Source organism: Halobacterium sp. MBLA0001, from assembly GCF_049705385.1.
Taxonomy (GTDB): Archaea; Halobacteriota; Halobacteria; order Halobacteriales; family Halobacteriaceae; genus Halobacterium; species Halobacterium salinarum.
The window spans coordinates 17,246-44,006 of the sequence record NZ_JBNAMQ010000013.1 but is presented as its reverse complement, the minus strand read 5'-3'; the positions used below and the strand labels follow the sequence as shown (position 1 = coordinate 44,006).

The window sequence follows — 26,761 nt, the reverse complement described above, 5'->3', positions numbered from 1 at the left end:
TAACGCGAACCGGCGGTACTTGAAGTACGCTAAATCGAGTAGAACAAGCCGTCCTTGCAGCCACGAACCCGTTTTGAACAGCGTGCTGTCGTGCGTTTTCTCGTCCGTCACGTCGAGTCGTTCAATCATCTTGTCGGTAGCGTTGTGGAGCAGGTGGAGCTTCGCTCCAGCCTGCTCCTCATGACGGGCTTGGAACTCATCAGAGAGGAACTCGTGCAACCGCAACACCGTTCCATCAGCGATCATCACGTCTCTGAATCGGTCGATATCAGCGTCAACAGCGTTGGGGACAGCGACCTCGTCGAGGCCGCGCTCGACGAGGTCGCGGAGATACTCTGCCAACGTCGGCGTCAACCGCTGATGGAATCCACCGGGAGAGATCGTTTCATCAGCTGTGGAGTTGTAGCAGCGTCTGAACCCGGCGAGTGTTCGGCTCTCGCCTGCGGCGAAGCCGAACACGAGCGCCCACACGAGGACAGGAATCTGAAGCTTGCCCTCTCGTTCGACCACGCCGAGTTCCTCGGCGTGCTCTTCGAGGAGCTCAGAGGGAAAGAGAGTAGTGAGCCGACGCATGATTCTCGTTGAGGAGCGAGGGTTGTGCACAGACTTCTCCTCCTCACTCCTTCCGAAAAGTAGCCTCGATAAGCCGCTGCTGTCACGTGGTTTCTGGCTTAGCTAAAGACGGATGCTCGGTCCAAGTTTCTCGTGGGTTTCGTCCTGATGCCAGCCACATGACCACGGCGTCCTCAGTTCATTATACTGGATGCGGAACTCATCCCGTGTGGAATGAGGGCGCCACTCGAATTCAAGCGTCGCGTCGCCAGCGTCCGTGTTCTGGTCAAAAAAGACCGCGCGATCGAGGGTCGCCGCGAGACGAACTGGACGCATCGGACTTGGGTTGGCTTCCACGGTCGTCACACCAGCTTCCCGTTGAAGTCGATTTGCAACTCGTTTGTGGACCTCGTATCGGTGGAGATGCGTGTCTCCAGAAATCGGTGGATTTCCCATTTCTGTCACCGAGTCAGTTGGCGGAGGCGATACGACTCTCGCGGGTCGCCTCGATCGTATCATAGAGCTGAATTGCTTGTTTGATGAGCATCGCCTGGTGCTCATAGTAGTCCCAATCCTCTGCGTCGTGGCGCCGCTGTCGGCGTTCGGATGCCGGGATATCACCACCGACGGTCGCCCGAAGTTCGTCGGCAGACTCCACATCGTACTCCTCTTTCCACTCGTCGATATCGTCCCGGATCGCATCTAATTCAGCCGTGAGTTCGTCTTTTCGATGGTCGTTGACGAGGTCACGGATCTGATCGAAATACTGGGTGACTGGATCTGGATAGTAGCAGGTCTCGCGACCACGCTGGATCGTCGCGAGTTTATCTGCTTCGACCAGTTGCGTGAGATACTTCTCGGCCGTGTTTCGGGCAACACCAGCAGCCTCAGCTATTTCCCCCGCATTTTTTGGTTCACGAACCGTCATCGCAACCTCTCGAATCCGGGCGACCTTTGCCGTGTGATCCATGGTTCCTGAGTCGCTCATACACGTATTTGGATCTCCACCACCATTACTGTTTTGAACGCCAATTCAAAATATTGAATTAGGCGCGTTTTTTCGCTCGCAACTCGATCAAAACACGGCGTATAGCAGATTGGACGAGAAGCCCCCACCCTCAAGGATCGACCGAATGGGAGCGAGTAGGGTGGGGGATGAATCGCTCCTCGATTTCAAAAGAAAGAGGGTGTCATAGAAGTCTTCACACACTATAGTAGAGTTTCTAACTGTTATAGAGCGTTACTAGCTTAGAAAGTCGTGCACTTGGTGCACGGTATGTTAAGATGCTTAGAGAGTACCCTTTCGTTTCCGAATTATGATCTCTCTCACTCGCGCAGCGTGGTTTGACTCGGATTGAACGAACGCTGTGAGGATGGCCTCGACGATCTCGGAGCGGCTGACTCCGAGATCGTCACACTCAGCGACCAGTTCGTCCACTTCTCGCACGATTTCCTCGTCAACAGCGACTCCGAACTTCTCTTTCGCCATAGCTACGACAAGCTAAAAACAGCGTGCACCAAGTGTACGGCGCTTTCAATTCGTTAGAGCTGATTCAGCAAACCATGAGAACTCTTCTATGACACCCTCAAGAAAACCAAGGCGGATTCCCCTCCCCACCGTGGGCGGGGAGGAAGCCGACACTCGCTGCATCATACCAGTCTTTTAGTGAATGCCATCCCACTAGTCTTGTAGTGGTCGGCGGCCCACAGTTGTCGCCGGCCACGGGCCGCAGTCAACCGGCCCCCAAGGTCAGGGATGCCGACCCGTGAACGCCCGAAACCCCTTCGGGTATGACGCGGTGAGTCCACTGACAAGCCACGGGCCACCGTGCCCGTGGCAGTTGACTCAGTCACCATAGAGATTTGTACCGCTATCCTATGGTCCACTTCCATGTCGAACGGATTCCTCTGCGAGTAAGCCGCCACTCCGTGCAATAGAAGACTACTTACTGGCCGAATCCATCGCCATGAATGTATATGCCCTCCAGCGGACAGACACGTCGTGATGTACTTGTTGCTGCCGGGGCAGCTGGTGTCACCTCTCTCACGGGCTGTCTCGGCCGCGTCGCCGGCCGTAGTACACGCGACCACAAGCAGGACGCACCTGTCGGCCCCGTCACCGGCGCGTGGCCAACCTACCAGCACGACTTCGCGAATACCGGGGCCACGACCGATCATGGCCCATCAAATGAGGCGACTAGTGAAGGCGTCGCAGCTGGTGATACAAAACTCGCCACGTCGGTTGCGCTCGCTGATGGCCGTGGATTCGTTGGCTATAGCGACGGGAATGGAGATGCAGGTGCGTATCGAGGCTTTGAGCTGGGTGACTCGAATGCGTCGTGGACAGTTGAGTATTCGGCGGGAAAGTCGACGCCGACGCTCGCCGGCAACGCAATGTTCGTCTCGACTGCAGAATTCCTTGCAGCATACGACGCACGTGATGGCGCGCTATGCTGGCGAACGAACGTAGGTGGCTATGGATCCACTACGAACGCTCCCGTGCTCGCCGAGGACACGCTTCTCGATGATAGCGGTGAGACGGTGTATGGCCGCAACCCCGCGACCGGCAAGGAGCGCTGGCAATATGATGCTGGAGGCTCGGGCACTGCACTTGCCGCCCGTGACGGGGTCGCCTACACGGTTGTTGGGGCGAACCACGAGGACGCTGGCGTCGCAGCACTCGATCCAGCGACGGGCGAAGAAAACTGGCGGCGAGACGACCTCCCCCAAAGTCACACCACCCTTACTGTCGACGATCGGAATCTGTACTACGCCGCGCACCAGGGCGCCGTCTACGCACTCTCCCTCGATGATGGCACGACACAATGGACGGCATCGGTCCCGCTACCAGAGGACGGCAGCGCGTATGTCGCTGTCGCGGACGGCAACCTCCATGTCCAGTCGCCGGACGGTAAACTTGCGGCGTTCGACACGGCAGACGGGTCGGTTGGATGGCGGCGAACGCTCAATGCACCATCTGGCCCTAGATCGCGTCCCCCAGTCATCGCCGGTGACGTCCGATACGTGCTATGCGACCAGGCACTGTACGCACTCGACGCCGCAACCGGTGCGGTACACTGGTCGCACGCGCTTGACGTCCAACCAGCACTCACGAGTGCCCCCGCAATCCGCGGGACCGCACTCTATTACGCTGGCCGCGACGACGGCGTCTTCCGCGTAGCATCCACCCACTAGAAGTGCAACAGCGCGCGTTCGCACTACACCCCACCGACTGAAGGCGTTCGCTCCACACTTCATAGTGACCGACCCACCCTACTGTGACACGCTGAGGGCCTCTCGCATCGGGTTCGACCGCCTGCCGTTCGGTATCCGGTGCGTCCGCAATCTTCGTTTCCTCCCTTCTGTACAGGAACCTCAAAAAGCTAGGTTCGAGTGGCGGGGTTGGCTGCGTTACGCAGGCCTACAGGTCGCGGGGCTGGACCGTCTTCCGGTTGTTCGCTTCGGCACGGTCGGCGGCGTCATTGAGCAGTTCAGCGACTTCCTCGTTGAGGGCGTCGTAGAAATCGGCCGAGACGTTGTGCTCCGAAAGTTCGTCCTTTACGGCTGCTTTGACGATCAGGTCAGACATTCCATCGCAGGTTTCGCCCGCCCACCAGATAAAGGTTCGAAATCCTCACGCGGAATTCCCGCCAAATAGTCTCGAATATTCCCCTCCGAGCACCAGAGAACACTTAATCCACCCACGAAAAGAAGAGAAATAGACGAATGCACGATTTAACTGGATTCCAGCGGGACATCTTGTACGTGATCGCCGGGCTCGACGAACCACATGGACTCGCAGTCAAGGATGAACTCGAGGACTACTACGAACAGGAGATTAACCACGGCCGACTCTATCCGAATCTCGACGACCTTGTCGACAAAGGCCTCGTCGAGAAGGGACAACTCGACAAGCGCACGAACGTGTACACGCTCACACAGCGTGGCCGCCGTGAAATTGCTGCTCGTCGTGACTGGGAATCCCAGTACGTCGACGTCAGCGAGTAACACCCCCGTTCCCAGCGATCAGGGACAGGTGGATGCCACTCGCCCCAGCAACACAGCTCCTTTCGCGTGGTAGTCGTTCTATAAACGGGGGATTACTTAAGCAAGCCGAGTTCAGTGAGGCGGTCTTTGACGTGTGCCAGCGCGTGCTGGGCGTCCTCAGATTCATTTGCGCCGGTAATGACGAGTTTCCCACTGCCAAACAAGAGAACGACGACATCGGGTTCATCGAGGCGGTAGACGAGGCCAGGGAATTGTTCGGGTTCATACTCGATTTGCTCTAGGCCGAGCCCGATTGCGATTGCGTTCAAGTTCAACGATTGCTTGAGATCGGCACTGGAGACGATATTCTGCACCTCAATCGGCGGATTACTCGAGACATCGATCCCTAACTCGCGGATGTCATCGAAAACGATGCCGAGAGCTTCGTGAACGTCATCGACGCTTTTCGCGCCGGTACAGACGACTTTCCCCGAGCGGAAAATCAGCGTGGCTGACTTCGGCTCCTGGAGGCGGTAGACGATTCCAGGAAAGTCCTCGGGGTTGTACTCGGCGCCGGGAAGGTCTGTGGCGAGTTGGTCGAGGGCGAGTTCTTGGCCGAGATCACTGGACGCAACGACGTTCTCGATTTGGATTGTGTCCGCGAGCGTGCTCATACAGAGTATTCGTCGGACAACTCACTTAAAGTACGGCGGGTGGAAATTTGGGGCTCTGTTGAAACTCTCAACGGCTACTAGATTCGAGCGTCGGTCGGTAAGTACAGGGCGTGTATCTCTCACGACTCCCGTCGGTATGCTCTATATGTGACGACCCCGCCACCCACGAGGATTAACACGACTGAGAGCCACGGATAATCGATGACATCAGCAAGCGTCAACACAGCGTACACAATACCAATCAGAACAAGTCCAACATTCACCGGGGACAGGACCCGGACGGAGGGGGAATCTTCTGCGTCAACTGCACCAGAAGTCATGGTCTAATGCACAATTGCTCACATTTTAAATGTCCCGACAGACTGAACTGTTCGATACACTCGCACACCGACTGAGCAGCTGTTTCACTCCGAATTCGCTGGTGAGAACCCGCCTCGATGTGGTTCATATTTTCGGTAAGTACAAGAGATGTGTTTATCGGTCAAGTGCGGTGAGACACCCGTAGAGAACGAATAGAATCCCGAGTATCAGACCGCCACTGAATGTGCCAATCGTAGTCGAGGCGACGACACCCAACATGGCGAGACCGATTCCAACGAGTATCCAGAACAGGCCAGTCCAGCGAGGCGAGAGACTCGTATACCACGGTAACACTCGGGGCGCAAGGAGCTGCGTAAGCCCAAATACGGCAAGGGCGACACTCGCTACAACGCCACCAATGTTGATTGGGTCCGACGCGACCACGAACACGCCTAATGCAAGCACCGAGACGAGGAGGGTACTCAGCCCCTCCCAAATACCACCGAATTCGACGTCATCTCCCGTATACATAGGTCGTGAACACCCTACGGACAGCGGAAACTATCCCAGAGAACGATTTACAACTATTGGCATTTGAAACCGTGCGATAAGCATCTCTACTTCGCGCCTATCTCACTAGAACTGCTGAGGAATTTCTGCGTTAAGGTGGGTTTCTGCTGCGCTGTGCTGAGTTGTGGGTAGTGTTTTGGATTGGTGGCCTTAGCCCACCGTTTTCGTTGCTAGAGTGACTGGGTGGACTGCGCTACGTATCCGTCCCTCGTGGAATTCGGACTGCAACCGTTTGCTCGGGAAGTTCGAAGCGTACACTACGCAAATCTCGATCGGTGCGTATGGGTACCGATTGGGGCGAGCAACGTGCCAGGTGCCCGATGCAGAGCTGGATCCCCGATCAGGTAGCCATCACGGGTGTCGTGCCTGTGCCGGATGATTGCCCACCGGATTGACTGCTAGCGGGGATGCCGGATTGCTTGTCACCCTCGACGAGGAACGCGGCAACGTTGCTCAACAACACGTCGTTGTCGCCGGTCGTCGCGCTCGTCGACGTCAGGAAGTCAGTGTCCCCGACGGCGAGCACGTTCCCGTTGCGCGCAGCGACACTATACGACGCTTCCTCGCGTGTTGAGGACAGCGAGACGTCGCTGGCAGTGAGCACCGGCGAGGCGTCCCCGCCAGTTGTCACGGGCGTGGCGTCGGTGAGGACTGCATCCTCGACGCCGTCGGCGACGCCGCTGTCACCGCCCGCGTACACGGACTGGAAGTTGTTCGCGTTCTCGGCCATGTCGTAGAGGTAACCGTTCCCGAACGACACGCCGAACGCGGCTGCAAGGTTCGTCGGCTGCCCGGCAGCGGACACCGTCCCGCTCGACGTCAAGCCGGGTATCGAGACGGTCGACGTCGTGCTCGTGGTCGTCGGCGGCTCAGCCGCGAGCAGCACGCGACCGCCGGCGTCAGCGAACGCTTCGACGCCTGCCACTTCGTTCGACGAGTACGTCGTCGCGGGGCTGGCAGCGACAAGTGCGTCCGCGCCGCGCAGCGTCTCGTTGAACGCCGCGCCGGGCTGAGCGCCGATACTGCTCGACGACCCGCCGGCATACATTCGAACCTCGTGGCCCGCGGCGACGAGCGCGTCGACGAGCGGCTGGATGGCGTTCTCGCTGACGCCGTTGCCGTGGCTCATGTCCACCACGACAGTCTTCGACTCGCCATCTGCAGGTGCGGTGACGCTCCCATCGTCTTCGATGGGCTCGGCGACCAGTTCGTTCGTGTCGTAGGCCGGCGCGTCGGGTGCGTCACCCTGCGTGGGTGAGCCCAACACGAGACCGCCGGCGAATGCCGCGGCGACGACGACTGCAGCGACGACGGCGATGACGCCGATGGCGCGGGCAACCTTACGCGGTTGCATTCGCGGTCACCTCCGTTGCGTTACGAGCTGTGTCGGTTGTGATGGTTCCATGCAGCATGAGATATTGGACGGTGTCGACGCCGCGATAGTCGAAGGTCTGCTCGGTGGTCGCGTCGCTAGTGGTGTCTGCGGAAAGCCCAAGCTGGGCGAGTACCGACGGCTGCGGCGCTTCCATGCGCGCCACGTCGTAGTTGCTAAGGCCGGCGTCGTCAGCAGCGGCCTCGATAGCCGTGTCAACGCCGCCGATTTCGTCCGCGAGGCCGTTCTCCACGCCGCTGGCGCCCGCGTACACCTTCGCGTGCGAGACCTCCTCGCGTGTGAGTTCGATACGGTCGCCGCGCTCGGCGAACACGGAGCCGACGAACGCGCGCCGCAGCGTCTCGACGCGCTGGCGGACTTCATCAGGCGTCGACCCACCGACTTTGTCCGGACCAGTGACGACTTGCCCCTCAGGAATGCTTGCCGAGGGCAGGGTGGCGCGCACGCCGATGCTCCCGACAACAGAGGCGGGCGTAACGTAGATGTCATCAGCGGGCGCGGCAGCGTAGTACGACCCAGAGGCCGCAGTGCCGGTGACGCTCGCAACGACAGGCATCTCACCCGCCGTGCGCTTCACCGCGAGATAGAGCTGCTCGCTCGCCGACGCCGTCCCACCAGGACTGTTCACATCAAGAACGACCGCGCGGATGGAGTCGTTCTGCCGGGCGTCCCGGAGGTCGTCGATGACTGCGGTCGCGGAGTCACCCGTGATAGAGCCGTGAAGCTCCACAACCGCAACCGTGCCGTCGGGCTCGGTCGCACGATCCCACGCCTGGGGCGCGACCGCAACGCCGACGAGGAGACCAACAACGATGAGAACGAGCGTGAGTTGGCGAGTAGAGCCATCAAGGGCCGTCACATCGCCACCTCAGCAGTATTCGATGCATTATCTTCGTGGAGATCGACGTCGTCGTATGAGACGGTAACGGTCGCCGGCTGCCCGTCGGCGGCCGTCCAGGACGTGACGACCTTCAGGGGAATCTTACGGTTCAGATCCACCCAGACGGTGCGTGTCACGTTCGCCGTCCCTTTCGCCGTTGCGTTCGCCACCGGCGTGAGTTCAACAACAGCGGTCTGGTGGCCGCCATAGCTGGTTACTCGATCGACGGAGACGTTACTTGTTCGGACGAGTGTTTCCGCAAGTGCCCCATAACTAGCCGGCGCAACCGCGCCAGTATTGCTTGGTCCCGTGGTGAAGACCGGGCCACTATCGGCTGCGCTAGTAACTGTTTCACCAGCGTTCGGGCCAGCCGTGTACATAACATCTCGTTGATCGCCGTGGACGGTGACGTCCGCGCGGGTCTCCGTAGTTGCGTCACCGACTTCAACTGTACGGGAGACCGTGGCGTCGTAGCCGTCAAGGGCGGCGTATCGCTGTTCGACTGCGTCTCCGACTGCGGCGGCGTTGACAGAGCTATCAGTGGATAGCCCGCCGATACAGCCGGCAGTCAGCGTGAGGGCAACGAGGGCGGCTGCGACCGCCACTCGCATTCGTGTAGTATACATTACTCTCCATATCATCGTCTTTCGAGAGGGCACAAAACATATCCGATAGAGCTCCAGCGATAGCGAGCCCTCGATTGACATCCTCCACGTTCACGCGGAGGAATCCCCGAGCGGTGGGAGTTGCAGGTTTGACAGTCTCACCGAACTCACCCTCGACTGGGAGGGCTCTAGTTGAGGGTGCCAAAGAACTGTTTACAGAGTGGTTATTTTCATTCTCGAACTAGGCGAATTCCCTAGGGAGTAGATATGCGAACTTGGAGCCGAACCATCCTATGCACTCCTGTTCCTGATTCCAGAATCTACCTTAGCCGTATATGATTGGCTCAAGCTGGATCTGAATAATAGTGGTATTATGCCTGACGTAGACGGATACGGTTGGCTCCGTCACGTAGTCTGATTGGGTTATTTGATGTGGGAGCTCGCGGAATTGGTCTCGAAGTGACCGGTACATTTCGAGGGAGATCGTCTCATCTGTCGCGTTCGTTTTGACTGCGGTTTCGACGACTGATTGGACGGTTTCGTTCGCTGAAAGCGAGGTCTCGTTCCAGTTGACGACAGTCACGTTTGCAGGAGTACTCTCCTCGATACTCGCACCCAAGTGCACGGCGTGTGGTTCTTCCATCCGTCTTTAGTTAGGAGACGAACCGCGTGACAGTGGCGGCTTATCGAGGCTACTTTTCGGAAGGAATGAGGAGGTGTCGAGTGTGCACAACGAAACCTCCTCATCACGGATTATGCGTCGGCTCACTACACTGTTTCCCTCCGAGTTCCTCGAAGAGCACGCCGAGGAACTCGGCGTGGTCGAACGCGACCGCAAGCTCCAGATTCCCGTCTTCGTCTGGGCATTCGTGTTCGGCTTCGCCGCAGGCGAACGCCGAACACTCGCAGGGTTTCGACGCAGCTACAACTCCACAGCTGACGAGCCGATCTCACCGGGTGGGTTCTATCAGCGGTTGACGCCGACGCTCGCGGAGTACTTCCGCGACCTCGTCGAGCACGGTCTCGACGAGGTCGCTGTTCCCGACACTGTTGACGTTGACATCGACCGATTCAGTGATGTAATGATCGCTGATGGAACGGTGTTGCGGTTACACGAGTTTCTCGCTGATCAGTTCGAAGCCCGCCACGAGGAGCAGGCTGGAGCGAAGCTCCACCTGCTCCACAATGCCACTGAACAGACGATTGAACGGATCGACGTTACCGACGAGAAAGCACACGACAGCACGCTGTTCAAGACAGGGTCGTGGCTTGAGAACCGCCTCGTATTGTTCGACCTCGCGTACTTCAAGTACCGACGGTTTGCGCGGATCGACGAGAACGGCGGCTCCTTCGTGAGCCGGCTGAAACAGAACGCGAATCCGGTGATTACGGATGAATTACGGGAATGGCGCGGCCGCGCCATTCCCTTGGAGGGCAAGCAACTCCGTGATGTGCTCGACGATCTCGACCGGACGTACATCGATGTGGAAGTCGAAGTCGAGTTCAAGCGCGGGCCGTACAACGGGACGCGGTCGCTGGATACGAAGCGGTTCCGCGTCGTCGGCGTCCGCGACGAGGACGCCGACGACTACCATCTATACGTGACAAATCTGTCGCGAGAGGAGTTCTTTCCGGCGGATTTAGCGCAGATCTACCGGTGTCGGTGGGAAGTGGAGTTGCTGTTCCGTGAGTTGAAGACGCAGTACGACCTGGACGAGTTCGACACGAGCAACGAGCACGTGGTGAAGATCTTGCTGTACGCAGCGTTGCTGTCACTGCTTGTGAGCCGTGATCTGTTGGATCTGGTCACCGAGCAGGCGGATGATGAGCTCGTGTTTCCACCGGAACGCTGGGCGGCGACCTTCCGGTCGCACGCCCAGCTCATCCTCCACGAACTCGGTGAGCACCTCGGTTATTCGCCACCGCCGCTGTTGGAGCGGCTGATCGAGGACGCACAGAAGATCCACAAGCAACGACCGATCTTACAAGAGACGCTCGCTACCGCTACACAACCGAGGTGTGAGTCTTAACTAAAGACGAATGGCGACATCCAATACCGTGCTTGTTGATACGGACCCACCAGTTGCGAATATCACTGTTGAGGACACTATCACCAGGGGATCCTCCACTCGCCTTACTGCACTCACCACCACCGACGACGAGACACAGATCGTCGACGCAGCATGGCAAGTCGACAGCGAGACCATCGCGGGGAACACGTCACTTCTCGAGCGACAAGCCACCGCACCGCTACGGCTGTACTCCAGGACCACAGCCCGAGTCCAAAAGACGACAACCACGACGACGAACGTCCAGAATGTAACGTACACGTTCGACGAGACTGGCACCCATACTGTGGCACTCACCGTGGTGGATGCTGCAGGGAACACGAACACGGATACAACCTCAGTGACAGTGACTGAGCAATCAACCCAACAGCCACCAGCAACACCCGACGACGACGATGATGATGATGATGAGGACTCGACGCCGACCACAACTGCTTCCAGTACGACAGCGACACCAACCACAACAGCAGCAACCAGCACTACACGGACAACGACGCAGTCTCCCTCCAATACAACCACGGCCCCGCGCACACCCACTCAAACCTCAACGACTGCTGACCGGACGAGGAGTACGGACACCAATAGTTCACCAAGCATTGACATCCTCCTCCGCCTGAAGGCGGAGGAATCCCGAGCGGTGGGAGTTTCAGGTTCGCAACCATGGATGCCGCCACTTTACGGGAGTCCGCATCTAACCCAGTCGTCGTGGTCGGTGGCTGGCTAGCCGTGCCAAGCGGCTGTTACTCCTATCCTCAGCGTCGTTGACTCCCACCTGTTGTTTTTGCCAGCAGGGAATCGCTGACACGTCGCCGGACTCGGAGGTATCGTGGGCTTGCTTGACCGACGGGCACAAGACGAATCCTTCGAGGATTCGCGTTCACCGCATCGGTGTTTCGGATACTGTCTCATTAAGTGGCGGGCTGGCCGCCTCCGAAGGTCGTTCGGAATCCGCTCCGTTCCGACCTGACCTTACCGCCATGTAGCGGTTCTTGGCACTTCAACGTATGGATTGGAAACTTGGCTCCGCAATTTGTCGGTGGATTGTGTCCTTGAGTGACGGCGCGTATCCACGGCCTGAACGCCGTGGTATTGCGCCTTCCCCGCATATAATCAATCACCCACTGGTTCGAGTGAGACCGCTACGGAAGTCCCACACCCTGACGAGGGTGGGATTGGTGGCGGTGGAGAGCAGTTGCTCATCACTGTGCATATTAGCTGGGTTTTCGCCTTCACCCTCGGCGTGATCGGTTTTCTTGGCATCCCGCTCTACTACTTCAAGGGTCTCGCGTTCATCCCGCGTTCACTGCCAATTCCTCTGCTGTTCTGGATGAGAGACGAGGAACAGGAAGACGAAGAAAACGAAACGGAGCCCGACGAACTCTGATCGCCCCTCGTTTTCGCGCAGTCAGGGTTTTCCATTCACGGTGGGGCAGAGAATCAGCCTTCCCAAGTCGGTGAACCAAAACAGGCTAATCACCCGGTCGGTAACTACGGGGTAATGGCGACGCGTCGTCGCACACGCTTCGTGCATGCTACGCTTGCGTGGATACTTGCGAGTGTGCTGGTATTAGTTGTCCTCGACGCGTTCAGCTACGAGTTGGTGTTTGTTGTTTCGCTAATCGGATTCCTCGTCGTCGTTGAATTAACTGCGCCGTTGAACGTGCAGCCAGCGTGGCGCCAACGGCTGCGCTGGTTGATTCTGATCGGGTTGATCGTATTCGGGAGTATTGTTATTCGCCGTATTCTCGCGATCCTTCCGCCGGGTGTGATATGATGCGCGTACGTGGCTATGAGATTACGTATCCTCGGATCTTGCTCGCTGTCTTGGTTGTCACGATCGTTACCGCCGGTGGGGTTGGACTCAGTACATCATCGACAGCATTCGATACGTACAATCCCGGTTGGGATGGCACCAGTGAACTCCGGGACGTGGCAGCAGCCAACGCTTCGGTCGAAATTGAACAGTCAACAGTCGCATACACCCAGCAGTCACCGAATACGACTACGGCGTTCATCATCTCACCAACCACCTCATACGCTGGGACTGATGACGAACGGATTGCCTCATTTCTCTCACAGGGCGGAACTGTCGTTGTTGCCTCTGACTTCGACAGCCACACGAATCCACTACTCGCCCAGCTTGGCGTAGAGACACGGTTTAATCAGCAACTGGTTCGCGACGAACGACACTACTTCCGTGGCCCAGACCTACCTGTGGCTACAAACATCTCCAGTACCCCACTGCTGGAGAACGTTTCTCGGCTCACACTCAATCACGGAACGACACTAACACCCGGCCCAAATAGCACAACACTCGCTACAACGTCCGAATTCGCGTATCTTGACGCAAACCAGAACGGATCATTAGATGCGAATGAATCACTGAGTGAGCGTTCGATTGTCGTCCGCGAATCCTATGGCAGCGGCGAGGTTATTCTTGTGAGCGACCCCAGCATCTTCATCAACTCGATGCTTGACGCCCCTGATAATCGTCGCTTCGCGAAGAATCTCGCCGCGGACGCCGATACCGTTGTCTTTGATTACTCTCATCGAACTGGCATTCCACTCGCTGTTGGAATCGTATTATCAATCGCAGATTCACCGCTGTTGCAGTTCCTGGTAATCACGGTTCTCGCTGGGATCGGTGCCACAGCGTGGAAGGGCGGAGGGCTAGCTCTCTGGCGGCGTGGTTCGAGCGCAGAAGCCGATCTTACGGAGGCTGGGTTATCACACGCCGAGATCACGGCACGGATTACGGCCCGGCATCCCGAATGGGATGACGGCCGCGTTGAACGTGTCGCAAGAGGTATTATGTCCGACGAATCGAATGAAGGTAAGGAATGACTGACCCGGCATCGGCCTATACTGACATTCGCGACGAGATTTCAACGGTCCTCGTCGGCAACGACGAACTCATCGAACGCTTCACAATCTCACTATTAACCGGCGGGCACGTACTGGTTGAGGGTGTCCCAGGCGTCGCGAAAACAACCGCTGCAAACGTCTTTGCACGCGCAATCGGGATGGAGTTCACTCGCATCCAGATGACACCGGACATTCGCCCTGCCGACATCACCGGAACGCACGTCTACCGGGAGTCAACGGGCGAATTCGAGTTGGAGCGCGGCCCCGTTTTCTCGAATCTCGTCGTTGCCGACGAAATCAATCGGGCAACGCCGAAAACACAGTCAGCGTTGCTCGAAGCGATGGAAGAAGGCAACGTCACAATTGAGGGCGAGACACTGGCGCTCCCGCAGCCGTTCATGGTGATTGCAACCCAGAATCCAATTGAGATGGAGGGGACCTTCGAGTTACCAGAAGCACAACGCGACCGGTTCCAATTCAAACTCACCGTCGAAATCCCAGAGCGAGCCGACGAACGCACAATCATCGACCGATTCGATAACAACGCAACACTGGGCCCCGAAGCCATCTCACAAGTGCTGTCACCAAGTGAGATACTTGACCTCCGGGAGGCCGTCCGCGAAGTCCACGTTGCAGACCCAGTCAAAGATTACCTCCTTGATGTTGTCGCAGCCGTCCGCGAGAGTACCTACGTTGACGCAGGGGCCTCACCACGTGCAAGTCTCGCCTTCCTCGACGCTGGAAAAGCTCGTGCTGCAATCCACGGCCGCGACTACGTCATCCCCGATGATATCACTGCACTCGTTGAACCGATTCTCAGCCATCGGCTTGTTTTGAGTACCGACGCGAGCCTCAGTGACTATTCAGTTGAGGATGTGCTTGCGGACGCCCTAGAGGATGTCCCCACGCCAAGCCAGCTTGAGGCAGAAGCGCCATCCTCGGCAACCAACAGCTGAAGCCGTTGGCTTGTCGGGGCCTCCTCTTTGACCCAAACTATTGGTCGAAGACTGCACGCTTCGCATGTATTTGCTCTCAGTCTAACGTGCGAGGAGTTCCGAACGACGAGAAAAGAACGCTTTCGTCATGGAAGCCGGGACTGGAGATAGCGAATACTTGGCGTCATTGCGGTCCACAGCCAGACGACAACTGCGATACCAAACAGCACGAATTGTACCGCGACAAATGGATCGATGGTAAACGCTGTAAAGTGCGCGAGGAATGAGTCGTCGTTGGGATACGGTGGCGCTGGCAGCAGTGGCCAGAGCAGGTATGTCGTCCATTTGAGTTGCGTGAAATCCCCGGTGAGAAGCCCACCAATAACTCGTGGACCTAGGTCGCCGATGATATGCGTGAGGTAGCCGATGGCGAAGGCAGCAAAGACATCCGTCCGATTGAATCGTTGACTCGCCCGATAGCCGACGACAAGAATGCATGTCGCAGTTAGCAAGGAATGAACGAGCGACCGTCCAGATGGCAATATCGGGACGGTCCACGCGAGTGGTTTATCGATGAGATCGGGGAACTGGCTGCCGAATACAACGGCAAAGACGGCTAGCGGACGCTGGTTAGTTCCACGAATACGCGTCCACGCGACATAGCAGAGGTAGCCAACGGCGAGATGGCCCCACGGCCACATTACAACCCCCTCACTGTCGGCCTGTTTGATTGGACAGCAAGCACCACTCAAGCACACTCCAGTCCTTGGATATACGGGACGCACGCCACTGAATTTGAGGGTGGGTGCAATAATCCGGTGGTGTCCGAATGGGTGCGTTCCAGGTGGCTGTGTTTGGGTTCTGGTTCACGGGAGTGGGGGGACGTCGAGTTCGAAGGCTACGGTTGTCTCATCGATTGGTTGGACAGCAAGTGGTGCCTCGTGGGCTGTGGCGAGACCACAGGCAAGCACCGAAACCGCGGGGTGGTCAAGGGATGTTACCGGGCCGAATGCTGCGCCGTCAATGGTGACGACGAGTTGGTCGTTGTCGTCGCTGTCGCCGACAGATACGGCGTCTGCGATTTCGAATTGTTCGACGAGTGCATCGCCAAGCTGGGTGGCTGTCGCGTGGAGGGAATCCGCGGATGTGGTTGGTTGAGTGCGCTCAAGGTCCTCGAGTAGGGCCTGTCCGGATGGCGTCAACGACACACCTCGATTGGCGTCCTCGGTCAGAAATACTGTTGTGAGGGTGTCTGGGAGGGTGAATTCCGATTGCTGGGGGAAGAACAGGCGAACACCGTCTGCGCTCGGGACGTAGACTGGTGTGGTTTGTAGGCCGAGTTCATCTCGAAGCCGCTCGCCATTCGCAGCAAGTGCGGTGTAGAGACTGTCGCTGACGCTGACAGTCAGGACGCGTTCCGGCGTTAAGTACCAGGTGAGGATGCCGCCAAACACACCGATTGCGCCAATCACGAACAACACATCACGAATACCGCTGAGCAGCATTCCAGCAGCGATCGCGCTGATACCAACGGCAGTCAGTGCGAGTGCTGTCTTCCGATACGTTGTCTGTTGTGCTCGGGCGTACTCTTCTCGGAGTCGTTCGTTTTCCTCTCGGAGGACGGCAAGTTGGGTGCGTATTTCGTCCGCGTTCAATTCCGCGGGTGGTGACTCGTGGTCGTTGGATTGCTGGCTGCTACTCATGGTTCAGTTGGTTCGTCGTGAGGAGTTCATAGCGATGCACGCCATAGATGCAAAGCGTTGCAACGGCAAGCACGGCCAGTGCAAGCTGCCATGTTGGGAGGTGCTGGCCAACCCAGATGAGTGCGCCACCGAGAATTGCACATAGCGCGGCACCGCCACGAGATGTTGCCGTCCACGGGACTGTCGAATCACTCAAAAGCACGACTAATAACGCGAGTTCCATGCCGGCGATTGGTATCGAGAACTGGACGGGTGAGATGGCGGCAACGCCGGCTTGCGAAATGACGAACGCAAACACGGGCGGGCCAACAAGCCACGCCCCGATTGCGGCACCACCAAAGAGTACGCCAGCCACTCCACCGAGGTTCCCCAATAACCCAGCGGCGAGAAGCATCGCAATGCCGCCGGCGAGTCGCTGCGGTCGATCCCATGCATCCAGAATCATAGCTGTACCTCCTGGGAGGGGGCTGCCTCAAGCAGCGCGGCGAGGCGGTCGTGGGGCCCAACTTCGAAGGCGCTTGTATTTGGGATGGCTGCGAGTTGCTGGCGGAACTCCTCAAAGTCACGATACTCCGCGTAAGCTTCCTCAAGGTTCGTAAATACTTGCTCGTCGAAGAGCACGGACGGCAGTACAAACACCGAGACGTGTGTGTCTACCCCGGCAGCCATTCGCGTCGTTTCAAGGAGTTCCACGCGATTCGTGTCATCCGTGATAATGATGAGCCATGAATCCCCGCCGTCGTTGGCGAGTCGTTTCTGAACGCTCTGGAACAGCGGGTCCGCTGTCACGCGGTCGATGTAGGCGTCCACGTGCTGGAAATATGGCTGGAGTGTCCGCGAGAACACACTGTCATCAGTCAGCGAATCCGCAACATCGCGTGCCTCTTGACTGGACCGTGTTGCCGACCGCGTCGACTGTGGGGACCCAGCGGCGGTTGGCGTGCCAGCACTGAGGTCGCGGAGTTGGCGGCGAATGCGTTGATACTGGGCTGTCGATGCCTCCGTTGTTTGAGAACCGACGGCGTCGTCATCGCCGACGATGGTGAGTGCAAGCGGATCACCGAGATTTGTGATATGTTCGGTGAGCCAAATTGCAGTTTCTCGAGCGTGAGCCAGTTTCGTGAGTCCATCCGGCCCTGCATCCATAGGGGTGCGCCGATCAACGAATAGGTGTGTTCGACGGGTGCTTTCCGTTTCAACCTCACGAATATGGGGTTCGCCAAGTCGCGCTGTCGCCTTCCAGTCGATCCGATTGGTTGGGTCGCCGGGAAGATATTCGCGGAGCTCACCCGGCTCAAAGCGACCGCTGCCCTGTGCAGCGTCGTGTTCGCCAGCCGCAACAGCGATACGCTCGCCACCCGTTCCAATATGAATATCCCGGGGGACGCGTGGATTGCCCGTCAACGAGCACTGATTGCCAAGCTGTAGCGTCTCCGAGAATAGACCTTGGTGGCTTGTGACGGTAACTGTCGGTGCCGCAATCGTATAACTACCAGCAACATCAACCTGAAGTGGGATTGTGAGCGCCGGTGACGCGTCCTCAAATGTGTGCGTTTGCGTTCCTTCGACGGTTATAGCGGGATGGTCAGCGATGCTGAATTCAGCGTCAAGCGCTGCGAGCTTGGTGGCTGACGCGGTAACTTCGATGTTGAGTGTTGTGGGTTCGTCAACGAGAACGGTATTCTGGGTGAGGGTTTGGTGAAGAGGTGGGGTTTGGGTGGCGTGAGTGAGTGTAGTGGTGAACACGAGTTGGTCCGCGAGGATCCAGACGGTAACCCCAAGCGGGATGCCAAGCCAGTAGACATCCCCGAAAAGGATAGCCAACACGGCGCCTCCCGTGGCGAGAACTCCAGCCACCCAGAAGCGCCGCGTTGGTTCCATCAGCAAATCGAATCAATCCTGGATAGTTTAATGTATTGAAACAGCCCGGTCCAGCACGAGATTCACCACGCTTGAAGCACAGACAAACGAGCATTAGGGTAGACTGTCTGGAACCCGTGTTTCCAGAAGTGAGTGGGAAATGTGGAAGAAACAACAAGCGGAAAGGATTTATTCGCAGGTTGCCACCCGGAGAATGTGTCTCGGTTCGGCGTCCGAAGTACCGTTGTGGTCGCCCTCTTACTCGTCGGAATAGCCGTAGTGCCTGCTGGCGGCGCACTCGCGGCCTCCGACAGTGTCGAGACTGTCAGAACGGGAAGCGTCTTCCAAGAGGACGCACCGGCGAACAATTCGACGTCACCTCCACAGCAAGAAAACCCAAATCAAGTAAATGAGGGCGGAAATTCCGAAGCCCTCCGGGAGTACCTGTCGTCGCAGTTGAGCGAGCAGTTAGCCGGTAGCTCAATTCAGATCAGCCAAGGTCAATACGAGGACGCTCAAGACGCTCTCGGTGAGCAGTATAGTGGGACACTCTCGAAATACGTCGAGGTGAGCGGCGGTACCGGTGGCGCCGGAACTGGCGGAAACAACGGTGACGGGGGCAGTGTCAACGAACAGGCTGAGCAGTTCAATAAGACCGCACAAACGCAGTCAAGGTACGCACAGTCGCTACAGAACTACTGGGGGACCTACGAAGAATACCAGAGTGCACGCGAGAATGGGAATGGCGAGCGAGCACGCCGGCTAGCGCGAAATCTACGATCGCTATCATCAGAGCTTGCCGAAGCTAGTGACGTCCTAGCGACTCACTATCAGAATATCTCCGGAAGCTCTGGGGTGTCGTATCAAAACGAGCTACAATCAATCAATAACACGACGAAAAACGTTTCCCAGCAAACCAACTCTATTGTCACCGGAGAATTCACACCGACCCGGATGACCGCGTCAGCCGACGCTCAGGGTTCATTTTCTAACCCAATCCAGATTACCGGTCAAGTCGCGACAAATGGGACGACGCCGCTCAACGGAACAATACAAGTCCAGACCCCCAATCAGACGTTCCAAGGGCCAGTGACAGCAAATGGCTCATTTACGATCCCCTACCGACCAACGGAAGCACCAACAGGGCAACTCACAGCGAACGTAACGTACGTTCCATACCCCAGTGGACCGTATCTGGGTTCGAATTCCACCATTCAAACGAACATCACACAGGACATCCCCTCGATTCAACTTGGGACGGCACCCACTACGGTCCAGTATGATCGCTCAGTCCAAGTCACCGGACAGGTGACCGTTGAGAATCAGTCTGTTCCGAATACGACAGTGCAACTCCAAGTTGCGGGCGTGAACCTCGCGCAGACACGAACCAATGACTCTGGGAGGTACAACACCTCGGCACCACTCCCGTTAGAGGTTGCCGCTGGAAACCAGGCGCTTGTTGTCGCCGTTGGCGAAACGGAGACGGCGCTGGCTCCGGCCGAGAATCAGACAACGGTAACCGTAGCGGAAACACCAACCGAACTTACACTGTTCGCAACACACAACAGCACAGAAGTTCAGGTGCAGGGACACCTCCAAACAACAGACGGCCAAGCAATCCGCAACCAGCCAGTCACCCTTCGCCGAAATGGTGAGGTCGTCCAGTCAGTAGAAACGAATGGTTCTGGGAATATCTCTGCGACACTCCCCCTATCGGATGCCGACATGAAACACGCAAATATCGAGATTGTAGCTACATTCGATGGCCAGCAAACGAACCTCGCGTCGACGCAGGCCACAGCAACCGTCACGCTCTCACAGTCAGGCGGCCTCTTCGGAACTGGCATCCCACGCTCACATGGGCTTGCTGGAGGCGGTTTCCTTGGGCTAGTTGGGCTCGCATATGCATTCGTTCGCCGTCGATCCGACAACGACGAGTCGACCGCGGAGACCACAGCTGACGCATCCACAACGTCCACCGAATCCGAACTGCATACAATCCAAGCAGCCCCGACCTCAACATGGGACGACCAGCTTGAGCGTGCCACCGTAGCCATCGAAGACGACAACGTTGAGCAGGCTATCCGAGCCCTCTACGGGACCGTTCGGACTGTGTATGCCCCCGGCACTGAGACGTCACAGACTCACTGGGGATTTTTCAAAACAGCCAGTAGTGACCTCGATCTCTCGCCAGCCGCTCATGAAACTCTCCGCGAGGTAACGGAAGCGTATGAAGCAGTTCAGTTCGCAGACAATCCCCCATCTAAAGAATACGTTGCGGAACTCGTCACCGACGCAGAAACGCACCTCAAAGAGTGGACGGCAAACCGTAACCTGAATCCGGCACCATCCCGGAGCGAACAGTAAGCATGGCCGGTGGCTCTGATTGGTGGCTGTTAGTACCAGGTCGGCTTCGCCGTCTCCCAGCGGACCTCACAGCCGTTGTACTGCTGACAGCCATCACACTCCTTGCGGTCATCACGCCTGGAATTCGAGAGACACCGCTCCGTGTCGTCTTCGGGTTGCCGTTTGTGCTGTTCCTCCCTGGCTACGCGCTGGTTGCCGCACTGTTCCCTGAAGCCGGCGACCCACCAGCCAGCACAGATGATAAGGAGGCGACGGCGGACGAGGCCGCCGAAACAGGCGAGAAGGAGGGTATTGACGGGATTGAACGAGTGGCGTTATCGTTCGGGTTGAGTATTGCTGTTGTCCCATTACTCGGCCTGATTCTGAATTTTACGCCATTCGGCATTCGTCTTGCCCCAATACTGGTCGCGATTTCTGGATTTACAATTGCGATGACAGCGATCGCAGCACATCGTCGCTGGCAACTCGCTCCAGACGACCAATTCAGTGTTCTCTACAAGGACTGGCTGCAGACCGCACGAGCAGAATTAACGAGCCCGGATTCGCGGTTTGATGGCGCATTAAACGTACTCATGGTCATCAGCATCTTGCTTGCCGTCTCAAGTGTCGCGTACGCGGTTACAGTACCAAAACAGGGTGAAGCATTCACCGAACACTATCTTCTCACAGAACAGGAAAACGGGACACTCGTTGCTGACGACTACCCCACCAAGTTCGAGGTGGATGAAACACGGCCAGTGATCGTGGGAATCGGAAACCACGAACATCAGGATGTCGAGTACTCACTAGTGGTTGAACTTCAGGACGTTCAAGTAGAGAATAACTCAACGACGGTCCTCGACGAAACCGAGCTTGAGCGTTTCCAGACGCAGGTCGCAGCAGGCGACACTCACCACCGGCAGATCAATATTACGCCCGACCGTGCGGGGACACGGCTCCGACTGGCGTTCCTATTATACAAGGACACGCCACCTGCGGAGACCACCGTGGAGAATGCGTACCGTGAGACACACCTCTGGATTAACGTCTCGAATCCCGAGTAGTTCTTTTCGGTGAGAGCAGCGAAGCTTCCTATTCATCGGTTGCAGTAAAGCGATGAGACAGCCATGATACATCGGCAGTGTTCAGATAAGCATGTAATATTGCCCGTTCACCCCTGCTTTTGTACTGATTTCGAATCAGCAAGCAAAATAGCTCAAACTCAACGCTGAGTCAAACACTCCTTCCAGCAACAGTAAAAATCAGCCTGAAGCGGCTCTAACTCGCCATATTCGAGATTTCAATAATTTTACCTCTATCAGTATTATCTAAACAGTGCCATACTCATCTCGGAAGAATACCGGCTACAGCCATGGAAGGGGGGCAAAGACGTATTCGAGAATGTGCGGTATTGCTTCCTCGCTCGTTGCTACCGGTTGAGCATAGCGAGTGGGGAGACGTTGGCTGCGCGCCAGCCGGCGACAATCGCGCTACTGAGTCCTGCGATGATTGCAATTATAGCGCCTGCAGCGAGAACACGTGGCGTAATTTGTACTAGTCCCTCGAAACCGACGAGCTCCCGGGCAATGCGGTTTAGTATGGCTGCTGCAGGGTACGTAATGAGGACGCCGGTGATAGCACCGAGAATGCCATAACATAGTCCTTGGGTAGCAACGAGTCCAACAACGACTGAACGAGAGACACCAACTGCACGGAGCGCTGCAAGTGCGTCCTGCTCTTGGAACACGAGCAACGCGAGGAGATTCACAGTGAGTGCGATTCCCGCAAGCACGGCAAGGGCAACAAGTACCCCGCCGGCTGCAACAATGAGGATGCGTTCGCCGACAACCGCTTGGAGTTGTTCGGAGTTCGTCCGAACCGTGTACTGTGGGTACTCGGATTCAAGCCGGTCGGCCACAGCAGTAACATCTGCATTATCAGCGACATCGACCGTAATGAGCGATGCTTGGTCGGTGTATGATTTCCCCGTCATCGCTTGGAGTTCGGCAAGCGGGACGACGACGGTCGAGGTGCCGAGGAATTTCGAGAATGTTGGGGTTGTTCCGGTGACGTTGTAGGTGGTTTGGCGGGCATCAACAATCGTTCCGCCGATATGGAGTTGGTCGCCGACACCGGCTTCAACTTGGGATTGGAGTTGCGTACCGAGAACCAAATTCTGATTTGGTGTTCCATTATACGCGCCGTCGTTGTAGAAGCCGGTGTCCCGCCCAAATCCTCCACCAGACGCGATATTAAACCCGCCATCACCAGTGACGCCGACTGCGGCGACGGTTTCGAGTGAGTCCGGTGAGGAGCCGACGTATACTGTTTGGAATAACAGTGGCGCGGCGGTTCTGATAGTCTCACGTTGGCCGAGATTCTGACTGACCGCATGGGCGTCAACAATGCCGCCCTGAAACCCGCCAAGTGAACCAGGTGAGATCCGGGTTGGACCACCAGAAATCCAGAGATCGCGGTCAGCAGCGTCGAATTTCTGCTGGCCAGTATCAACGACACCGATTCCGAGGCTGCCCAGAAGTGTTGTAGAGATGACGGCGAGTGTCACGCCAAGCACTGCGAGAAGGGTGCGAGTGCGGTCGTGGCGGAGTCGTGAGGCCGCAAGGCCGAGTACTGCGCGGAGGCGTTGTCCAGGCATGGTATGGTTAGCTTGAGAGGGTTTCAGTGACTGAGCCCCGGCTGGTCAGCCAGAGCAAGTACGGCGTGGTGAGCACGGCGATACAGAGCGCGATTCCAAGTGCGTACGGGACGAACTCTAGGGGATAGACGGCGACAACAGTCCCATCCAGGATGGCACTGATGCCGACGTTTGCAGCGAACACGCCGATCCGTCCGAAGAGCGCGCCGAGTACGCCACCGGTTAGTGCAAGCAGGCATGTCTGGAGGAACAACAGGAGCATGCGGCTACGTGGGCTGTAGCCGATTGCGGTGAGTGTCGCCCAGAGGCGCCGGTCAGTTGTCACCTCCAAGCCCATCGTCGTCGCGACAAATAGGACACCGACGATGAGCGAGATGAGGAGACCGGCGCCAGCCAGCGCAAGCGCGAGATCGGAGTTCGCGACAGTTGTGAGTCCGGACCCAGATCGCGTAATTACTCGCGAGTGATCGTACAGGCCTGTCAGGTCTTCTCGGACGTCAGCAGAGTTTGTTGAGACGAGCAACTGGTCGGCCGTATCGCTTGTCGTGCCGCCGGTCAGTGCTTGGAGTTCGGAGAGGTGAACAACGCCGACCGGTATCGAACCAAGTCCGGACTGACCTCCAGTTGTGACTTCCGAGACGGTAAACTGCTGGTGTTCGGCTGCGGTCTGGTTTGGGAGAAGCACGGTGTCTGATTCGGTGGTGTTTAGTAGTTCACTTGCCCCCGACGAGAGGACAAGTTCACCAGTCCGAGAACCGTTGTAGGTGCCGTTACCGTAGTAGGGATCGCCCGGTGTGAGCGCGCTTGTGTTGACACCGGCGACTGTTAAGCCAGGGTGGGCAACGACACCGGCGATGAGAACGTATTCGGTGGTATTGTCGGCTGTCGCTCTTAGCAGTCGTAAGGATACTGGCGAAGCGTAGGTGACATCGTCGCGATCTGTAAGCTGATTCGAGGTCGCGTGTACGTCACCAAACTGGGGGCCGCCCACGGACACCGGCAGCGTTGAGCTTGATTCGCCTTCTGGAACAACCCAGTAATCGACGTTTGAGCCGACGACGGATCCTTGGTTGGCGACGGCGACACTAACCCCACTTACGGTCACACATAGTGCAACCGCAAACGCGATCCCGAGGATGGTGACGGTGGTTCGACGTGGAGCGGTGTGGCGGAGTCGTTGGATGACGAGGCGACCACCGAGTCCGAGGAGCGCTCGGAGTCGCGTGAACGGATTACGCATCGATTCGGTTGCCGTCGCGAAGGTTGACGACGCGATCGGCGATGGCTAGCGTTGGGTCGTCGTGCGACGCGATTACAATCGCCGTGTCATCATCGGCGGCATCCTCGAAGAGCGTGAGAATGCGGTCACCAGTGGCTGTGTCAAGTTCGCCAGTCGGCTCGTCTGCAATAAGCACGTCGGGGCTGGTGACGAGTGCGCGAGCGATAGCGACACGTTGTTGTTCACCGCCACTGAGCTCACCCGGCGTATGAGATTGGCGTTCACCGAGCCCTACCCGGTGGAGGGCCTCGCTTGCGCGGTTCCGCCGCTTGGATTTCGATACCCCCCGCTCGACGAGCGGGAGTGCAACATTCGAGACTGCCGGAAGTGCAGACAGTAAGTGGAACCGCTGGAAGACAATCCCGATTGAATCAAGGCGGAGTCGCGCCCGCTGGTTCTGGGAGAGGTCGGATATCGACTGACCCGTAATCGAGATTGTCCCACTGGTTGGGGTGTCAAGCGCACCGAGGAGATGTAGGAGTGTTGACTTCCCACTACCGCTTGGTCCCTTGATGCCGAGAATCTCCCCTGGAGAGACTTCCAAGCTCACGTCCTCAAGCGCCGTGACCGTTGGCTGCTCGCTGCGATGCGTTCGGTTCAGCCACCGCGAGCGCTGTTGTCCGCGCGTATAGGAGCGCGTGACGTTACGACAACGGACAACTGGGTCATCAGGAGATGGTTGGGCCATTTCGTTCGAGGTGTACCAATCGTTACTACGGCGAAGTATTACTGTATCGATTCAATATACTGTCGTAATGCCTTCGTGAGCAAAGAGACGGGTAGGAAGTGTTAGTCGCCACCCCCGAAGTATCCCGTTTGGTAGAGGTAGATACCAGCCACGAGCACAGCGATGACGATGAGGAGTCCAACCCAGACAAGCGGGTTCGTCCCATCGCTACCGCCACTCGGTGGTGCCGTCGTGGTTTGCGTCGGAGGCGGAGACGTCGTCGGTGTCGTCGTCGTCGTGGTGGCTTGCTCGGTGACACTCACTGTGCCAGCGTCGTAATCGCTCACGCTGACTGAATAGTCGCCGGCCTCATCGAACGTCTGCATGAATTCGACGGTCTCTTCCTCGTTCTCGCCGATTTCAATCGTTTTCGTGTTAACCGTAGAGCCATCGATCTGGAGTTCAGCACTGAAGTTACCGGACGTGCCTTCGTTCTCGATTGTGGCGGTCACATTAACGGATTCACCGGCGGTAATGGTAGTTGGCGTGACGCTCGCAGACGTGACATTGAAGCTCGGCGTTCCACTCCCACCGACGAAACCACCGCCACCGCCGCCACCGCCACCACCGACGCCACCGCCACCACCGCCACCACCGCCGCTTTGCTGTGCAGTACTAATTGCGAACAGTGACAGGCCAGGTGAGTCAGCTTCGAACTCGAAGGCGTTCGGGGTTTCGCCAATTTGGCGAGTCGAAAGCTCGGTCCAACTGCCGCTTACGTAGCGATGCAACACAACGTCATTCGCGTTGATGCCCTGGTTGTCGAGCCGCTGCTTGCTCACCGAGAACTCGAAGGTGACGTTATCAACAGCCGAGTCCGGGATGGTGTGATTGATTTCGAAGTATCCGAGATCGCCATCTGACGAGACAGGAGGCGCATCCGGCGTTGTTGTTGGAGAGGTGTTAATTGTGCCCGTAGCGTTACTGGTGAATCGCATGCGCATGCCACTCAGGGCATGGCCATTCTGGTTGAGCGCATTCTGGTCTACTGGGGCACGGATGCGAACTTCCTGCCCGGGGGCCGTCTCTGTAAGGGAGACATTTATCCGGCCGTCACTGGCGTTAATTGTTCCATTCGCCCCATCACCGATGGATGGTTCTTCCGTTTCATTTTCTTCGTCTTCGTCGGGGGAACTGAGTGTGATTTCGTCGGTAGCAGTCTGCAAGTCACTAGAGGGACTGCCAGTTACAACGAGATACTTGTAATCTCCTGTCGACCAATTCTCAGTACCTCACAAAGCGTCCTCAGTTGAGTCAGTCTGAGGTCTGATTTCTGTTGCGGAGTGCAGTGACCGACCGCGATCTCCTCACAGATCGACGGGAAGCTGTCGCTGTCGGCGGCGCTTAGCCGCCGACGCGA

29 protein-coding genes are annotated in these 26,761 nt (G+C 57.4%); 10 read left to right on the top strand and 19 right to left on the bottom strand.

The window, feature by feature from the left end:
• The 3 genes from ACOZ32_RS14375 to ACOZ32_RS14365 form a co-directional block, all read right to left on the bottom strand.
• On the bottom strand, positions 1 to 573 hold a 573-nt coding region (locus tag ACOZ32_RS14375; RefSeq protein ID WP_424335378.1), incomplete at its 3' end, for an IS4 family transposase.
• Positions 574 to 1,021: 448 nt separating this feature from the next.
• The gene (locus tag ACOZ32_RS14370; protein WP_058984896.1) at positions 1,022 to 1,540 is read right to left on the bottom strand and encodes an ArsR/SmtB family transcription factor; all 519 of its coding nucleotides are present in this window, start codon (positions 1,538 to 1,540) and stop codon (positions 1,022 to 1,024) included.
• Between the two features lie 300 nt (positions 1,541 to 1,840).
• The gene (locus ACOZ32_RS14365) at positions 1,841 to 2,041 is read right to left on the bottom strand and encodes a ribbon-helix-helix protein, CopG family (RefSeq protein WP_211312382.1); all 201 of its coding nucleotides are present in this window, start codon (positions 2,039 to 2,041) and stop codon (positions 1,841 to 1,843) included.
• A gap of 488 nt (positions 2,042 to 2,529) precedes the next feature.
• Between ACOZ32_RS14365 and ACOZ32_RS14360 the strand changes: the two genes are divergently transcribed.
• Complete coding sequence (locus tag ACOZ32_RS14360; RefSeq protein ID WP_058984962.1) at positions 2,530 to 3,747, top strand: PQQ-binding-like beta-propeller repeat protein; 1,218 nt, start codon at positions 2,530 to 2,532, stop codon at positions 3,745 to 3,747.
• A gap of 226 nt (positions 3,748 to 3,973) precedes the next feature.
• Here the strand turns inward: ACOZ32_RS14360 and ACOZ32_RS14355 are convergent, their stop codons facing one another.
• Positions 3,974 to 4,141: a hypothetical protein gene (locus tag ACOZ32_RS14355; protein WP_058984897.1), complete on the bottom strand. Its 168-nt coding sequence runs from the start codon at positions 4,139 to 4,141 to the stop codon at positions 3,974 to 3,976.
• Between the two features lie 137 nt (positions 4,142 to 4,278).
• Between ACOZ32_RS14355 and ACOZ32_RS14350 the strand changes: the two genes are divergently transcribed.
• Positions 4,279 to 4,560 carry a PadR family transcriptional regulator gene (locus tag ACOZ32_RS14350; RefSeq protein WP_230890057.1) on the top strand — a complete coding sequence of 94 codons (282 nt, stop codon included), beginning with the start codon at positions 4,279 to 4,281 and terminating at the stop codon, positions 4,558 to 4,560.
• Between the two features lie 92 nt (positions 4,561 to 4,652).
• On the opposite strand, the gene ACOZ32_RS14345 is transcribed toward ACOZ32_RS14350, so the two are convergent.
• From ACOZ32_RS14345 to ACOZ32_RS14320, 6 genes are all read right to left on the bottom strand, one after another.
• Complete coding sequence (locus ACOZ32_RS14345; RefSeq protein WP_285271306.1) at positions 4,653 to 5,213, bottom strand: TATA-box-binding protein; 561 nt, start codon at positions 5,211 to 5,213, stop codon at positions 4,653 to 4,655.
• A 119-nt stretch (positions 5,214 to 5,332) separates the two neighbouring features.
• A complete protein-coding gene (locus ACOZ32_RS14340; protein ID WP_230890055.1) occupies positions 5,333 to 5,533 on the bottom strand; it encodes a hypothetical protein in 201 nt (66 codons plus the stop codon).
• An 890-nt stretch (positions 5,534 to 6,423) separates the two neighbouring features.
• Complete coding sequence (locus ACOZ32_RS14335; protein WP_285271307.1) at positions 6,424 to 7,437, bottom strand: DUF4350 domain-containing protein; 1,014 nt, start codon at positions 7,435 to 7,437, stop codon at positions 6,424 to 6,426.
• Complete coding sequence (locus ACOZ32_RS14330; protein WP_424334751.1) at positions 7,424 to 8,335, bottom strand: S49 family peptidase; 912 nt, start codon at positions 8,333 to 8,335, stop codon at positions 7,424 to 7,426. Before ACOZ32_RS14330 ends, ACOZ32_RS14335 begins: the two co-directional genes overlap by 14 nt.
• The gene (locus tag ACOZ32_RS14325) at positions 8,332 to 8,967 is read right to left on the bottom strand and encodes an outer membrane lipoprotein-sorting protein (RefSeq protein ID WP_424334752.1); all 636 of its coding nucleotides are present in this window, start codon (positions 8,965 to 8,967) and stop codon (positions 8,332 to 8,334) included. The genes ACOZ32_RS14330 and ACOZ32_RS14325 overlap by 4 nt, the downstream gene beginning before the upstream one ends.
• 319 nt (positions 8,968 to 9,286) lie before the next feature.
• Positions 9,287 to 9,604, bottom strand: coding sequence for a hypothetical protein (locus ACOZ32_RS14320; RefSeq protein ID WP_424335376.1), 318 nt, complete (start codon positions 9,602 to 9,604; stop codon positions 9,287 to 9,289).
• A gap of 112 nt (positions 9,605 to 9,716) precedes the next feature.
• Between ACOZ32_RS14320 and ACOZ32_RS14315 the strand changes: the two genes are divergently transcribed.
• On the top strand, positions 9,717 to 10,991 hold the full coding sequence (locus tag ACOZ32_RS14315) for an IS4-like element ISH8B family transposase (RefSeq protein ID WP_010890432.1): 1,275 nt from the start codon (positions 9,717 to 9,719) through the stop codon (positions 10,989 to 10,991).
• Here the strand turns inward: ACOZ32_RS14315 and ACOZ32_RS14310 are convergent, their stop codons facing one another.
• The gene (locus ACOZ32_RS14310) at positions 10,992 to 11,549 is read right to left on the bottom strand and encodes a hypothetical protein (protein ID WP_424335375.1); all 558 of its coding nucleotides are present in this window, start codon (positions 11,547 to 11,549) and stop codon (positions 10,992 to 10,994) included. It lies immediately after the preceding gene.
• Positions 11,550 to 12,222: 673 nt separating this feature from the next.
• Here ACOZ32_RS14310 and ACOZ32_RS14305 point away from each other — a divergent pair.
• The 4 genes from ACOZ32_RS14305 (at position 12,223) to ACOZ32_RS14290 (ending at position 14,851) form a co-directional block, all read left to right on the top strand.
• Entirely contained in the window at positions 12,223 to 12,414 is a 192-nt protein-coding gene (locus tag ACOZ32_RS14305) for a hypothetical protein (RefSeq protein ID WP_285265402.1), read from the top strand.
• Between the two features lie 114 nt (positions 12,415 to 12,528).
• A complete protein-coding gene (locus ACOZ32_RS14300) occupies positions 12,529 to 12,804 on the top strand; it encodes a hypothetical protein (RefSeq protein ID WP_285265403.1) in 276 nt (91 codons plus the stop codon).
• 50 nt (positions 12,805 to 12,854) lie between these two features.
• Complete coding sequence (locus tag ACOZ32_RS14295) at positions 12,855 to 13,874, top strand: DUF4350 domain-containing protein (RefSeq protein WP_424335374.1); 1,020 nt, start codon at positions 12,855 to 12,857, stop codon at positions 13,872 to 13,874.
• A complete protein-coding gene (locus tag ACOZ32_RS14290) occupies positions 13,871 to 14,851 on the top strand; it encodes an AAA family ATPase (protein ID WP_285265405.1) in 981 nt (326 codons plus the stop codon). Before ACOZ32_RS14295 ends, ACOZ32_RS14290 begins: the two co-directional genes overlap by 4 nt.
• Positions 14,852 to 14,976: 125 nt before the next feature.
• On the opposite strand, the gene ACOZ32_RS14285 is transcribed toward ACOZ32_RS14290, so the two are convergent.
• From ACOZ32_RS14285 to ACOZ32_RS14270, 4 genes are all read right to left on the bottom strand, one after another.
• The gene (locus ACOZ32_RS14285; protein WP_285265406.1) at positions 14,977 to 15,531 is read right to left on the bottom strand and encodes a metal-dependent hydrolase; all 555 of its coding nucleotides are present in this window, start codon (positions 15,529 to 15,531) and stop codon (positions 14,977 to 14,979) included.
• A 165-nt stretch (positions 15,532 to 15,696) separates the two neighbouring features.
• Positions 15,697 to 16,533, bottom strand: a complete 837-nt coding sequence (locus ACOZ32_RS14280; protein WP_285265407.1) for a hypothetical protein — start codon at positions 16,531 to 16,533, stop codon at positions 15,697 to 15,699.
• Positions 16,526 to 16,978 (bottom strand): hypothetical protein, encoded by a 453-nt coding sequence (locus tag ACOZ32_RS14275; RefSeq protein WP_285265408.1) that lies wholly within the window; start codon positions 16,976 to 16,978, stop codon positions 16,526 to 16,528. Before ACOZ32_RS14275 ends, ACOZ32_RS14280 begins: the two co-directional genes overlap by 8 nt.
• Positions 16,975 to 17,781, bottom strand: a complete 807-nt coding sequence (locus ACOZ32_RS14270) for a DUF58 domain-containing protein (RefSeq protein WP_424335377.1) — start codon at positions 17,779 to 17,781, stop codon at positions 16,975 to 16,977. The genes ACOZ32_RS14275 and ACOZ32_RS14270 overlap by 4 nt, the downstream gene beginning before the upstream one ends.
• Here ACOZ32_RS14270 and ACOZ32_RS14265 point away from each other — a divergent pair.
• From ACOZ32_RS14265 to ACOZ32_RS14255, 3 genes are all read left to right on the top strand, one after another.
• Positions 17,743 to 17,961, top strand: coding sequence for a hypothetical protein (locus ACOZ32_RS14265; RefSeq protein WP_285270502.1), 219 nt, complete (start codon positions 17,743 to 17,745; stop codon positions 17,959 to 17,961). The genes ACOZ32_RS14270 and ACOZ32_RS14265 overlap by 39 nt on opposite strands.
• 648 nt (positions 17,962 to 18,609) lie before the next feature.
• Positions 18,610 to 20,760, top strand: coding sequence for a hypothetical protein (locus ACOZ32_RS14260; RefSeq protein ID WP_285265410.1), 2,151 nt, complete (start codon positions 18,610 to 18,612; stop codon positions 20,758 to 20,760).
• A gap of 2 nt (positions 20,761 to 20,762) precedes the next feature.
• Positions 20,763 to 21,803: a DUF1616 domain-containing protein gene (locus ACOZ32_RS14255; RefSeq protein ID WP_424335373.1), complete on the top strand. Its 1,041-nt coding sequence runs from the start codon at positions 20,763 to 20,765 to the stop codon at positions 21,801 to 21,803.
• 365 nt (positions 21,804 to 22,168) lie between these two features.
• Here ACOZ32_RS14255 and ACOZ32_RS14250 read toward each other — a convergent pair whose 3' ends face one another.
• The 4 genes from ACOZ32_RS14250 to ACOZ32_RS14235 all read right to left on the bottom strand — a co-directional run bounded on the left by ACOZ32_RS14250 (position 22,169) and on the right by ACOZ32_RS14235 (position 26,567).
• Entirely contained in the window at positions 22,169 to 23,395 is a 1,227-nt protein-coding gene (locus tag ACOZ32_RS14250; RefSeq protein ID WP_424335372.1) for an ABC transporter permease, read from the bottom strand.
• Between the two features lie 7 nt (positions 23,396 to 23,402).
• Entirely contained in the window at positions 23,403 to 24,500 is a 1,098-nt protein-coding gene (locus ACOZ32_RS14245) for an ABC transporter permease (RefSeq protein WP_424335371.1), read from the bottom strand.
• Positions 24,501 to 24,627: 127 nt separating this feature from the next.
• Positions 24,628 to 25,362, bottom strand: coding sequence for an ABC transporter ATP-binding protein (locus ACOZ32_RS14240; RefSeq protein ID WP_424335370.1), 735 nt, complete (start codon positions 25,360 to 25,362; stop codon positions 24,628 to 24,630).
• 101 nt (positions 25,363 to 25,463) lie between these two features.
• Positions 25,464 to 26,567, bottom strand: a complete 1,104-nt coding sequence (locus tag ACOZ32_RS14235; protein WP_424335369.1) for a PGF-pre-PGF domain-containing protein — start codon at positions 26,565 to 26,567, stop codon at positions 25,464 to 25,466.
• Between the last annotated feature and the right edge of the window lie 194 nt (positions 26,568 to 26,761).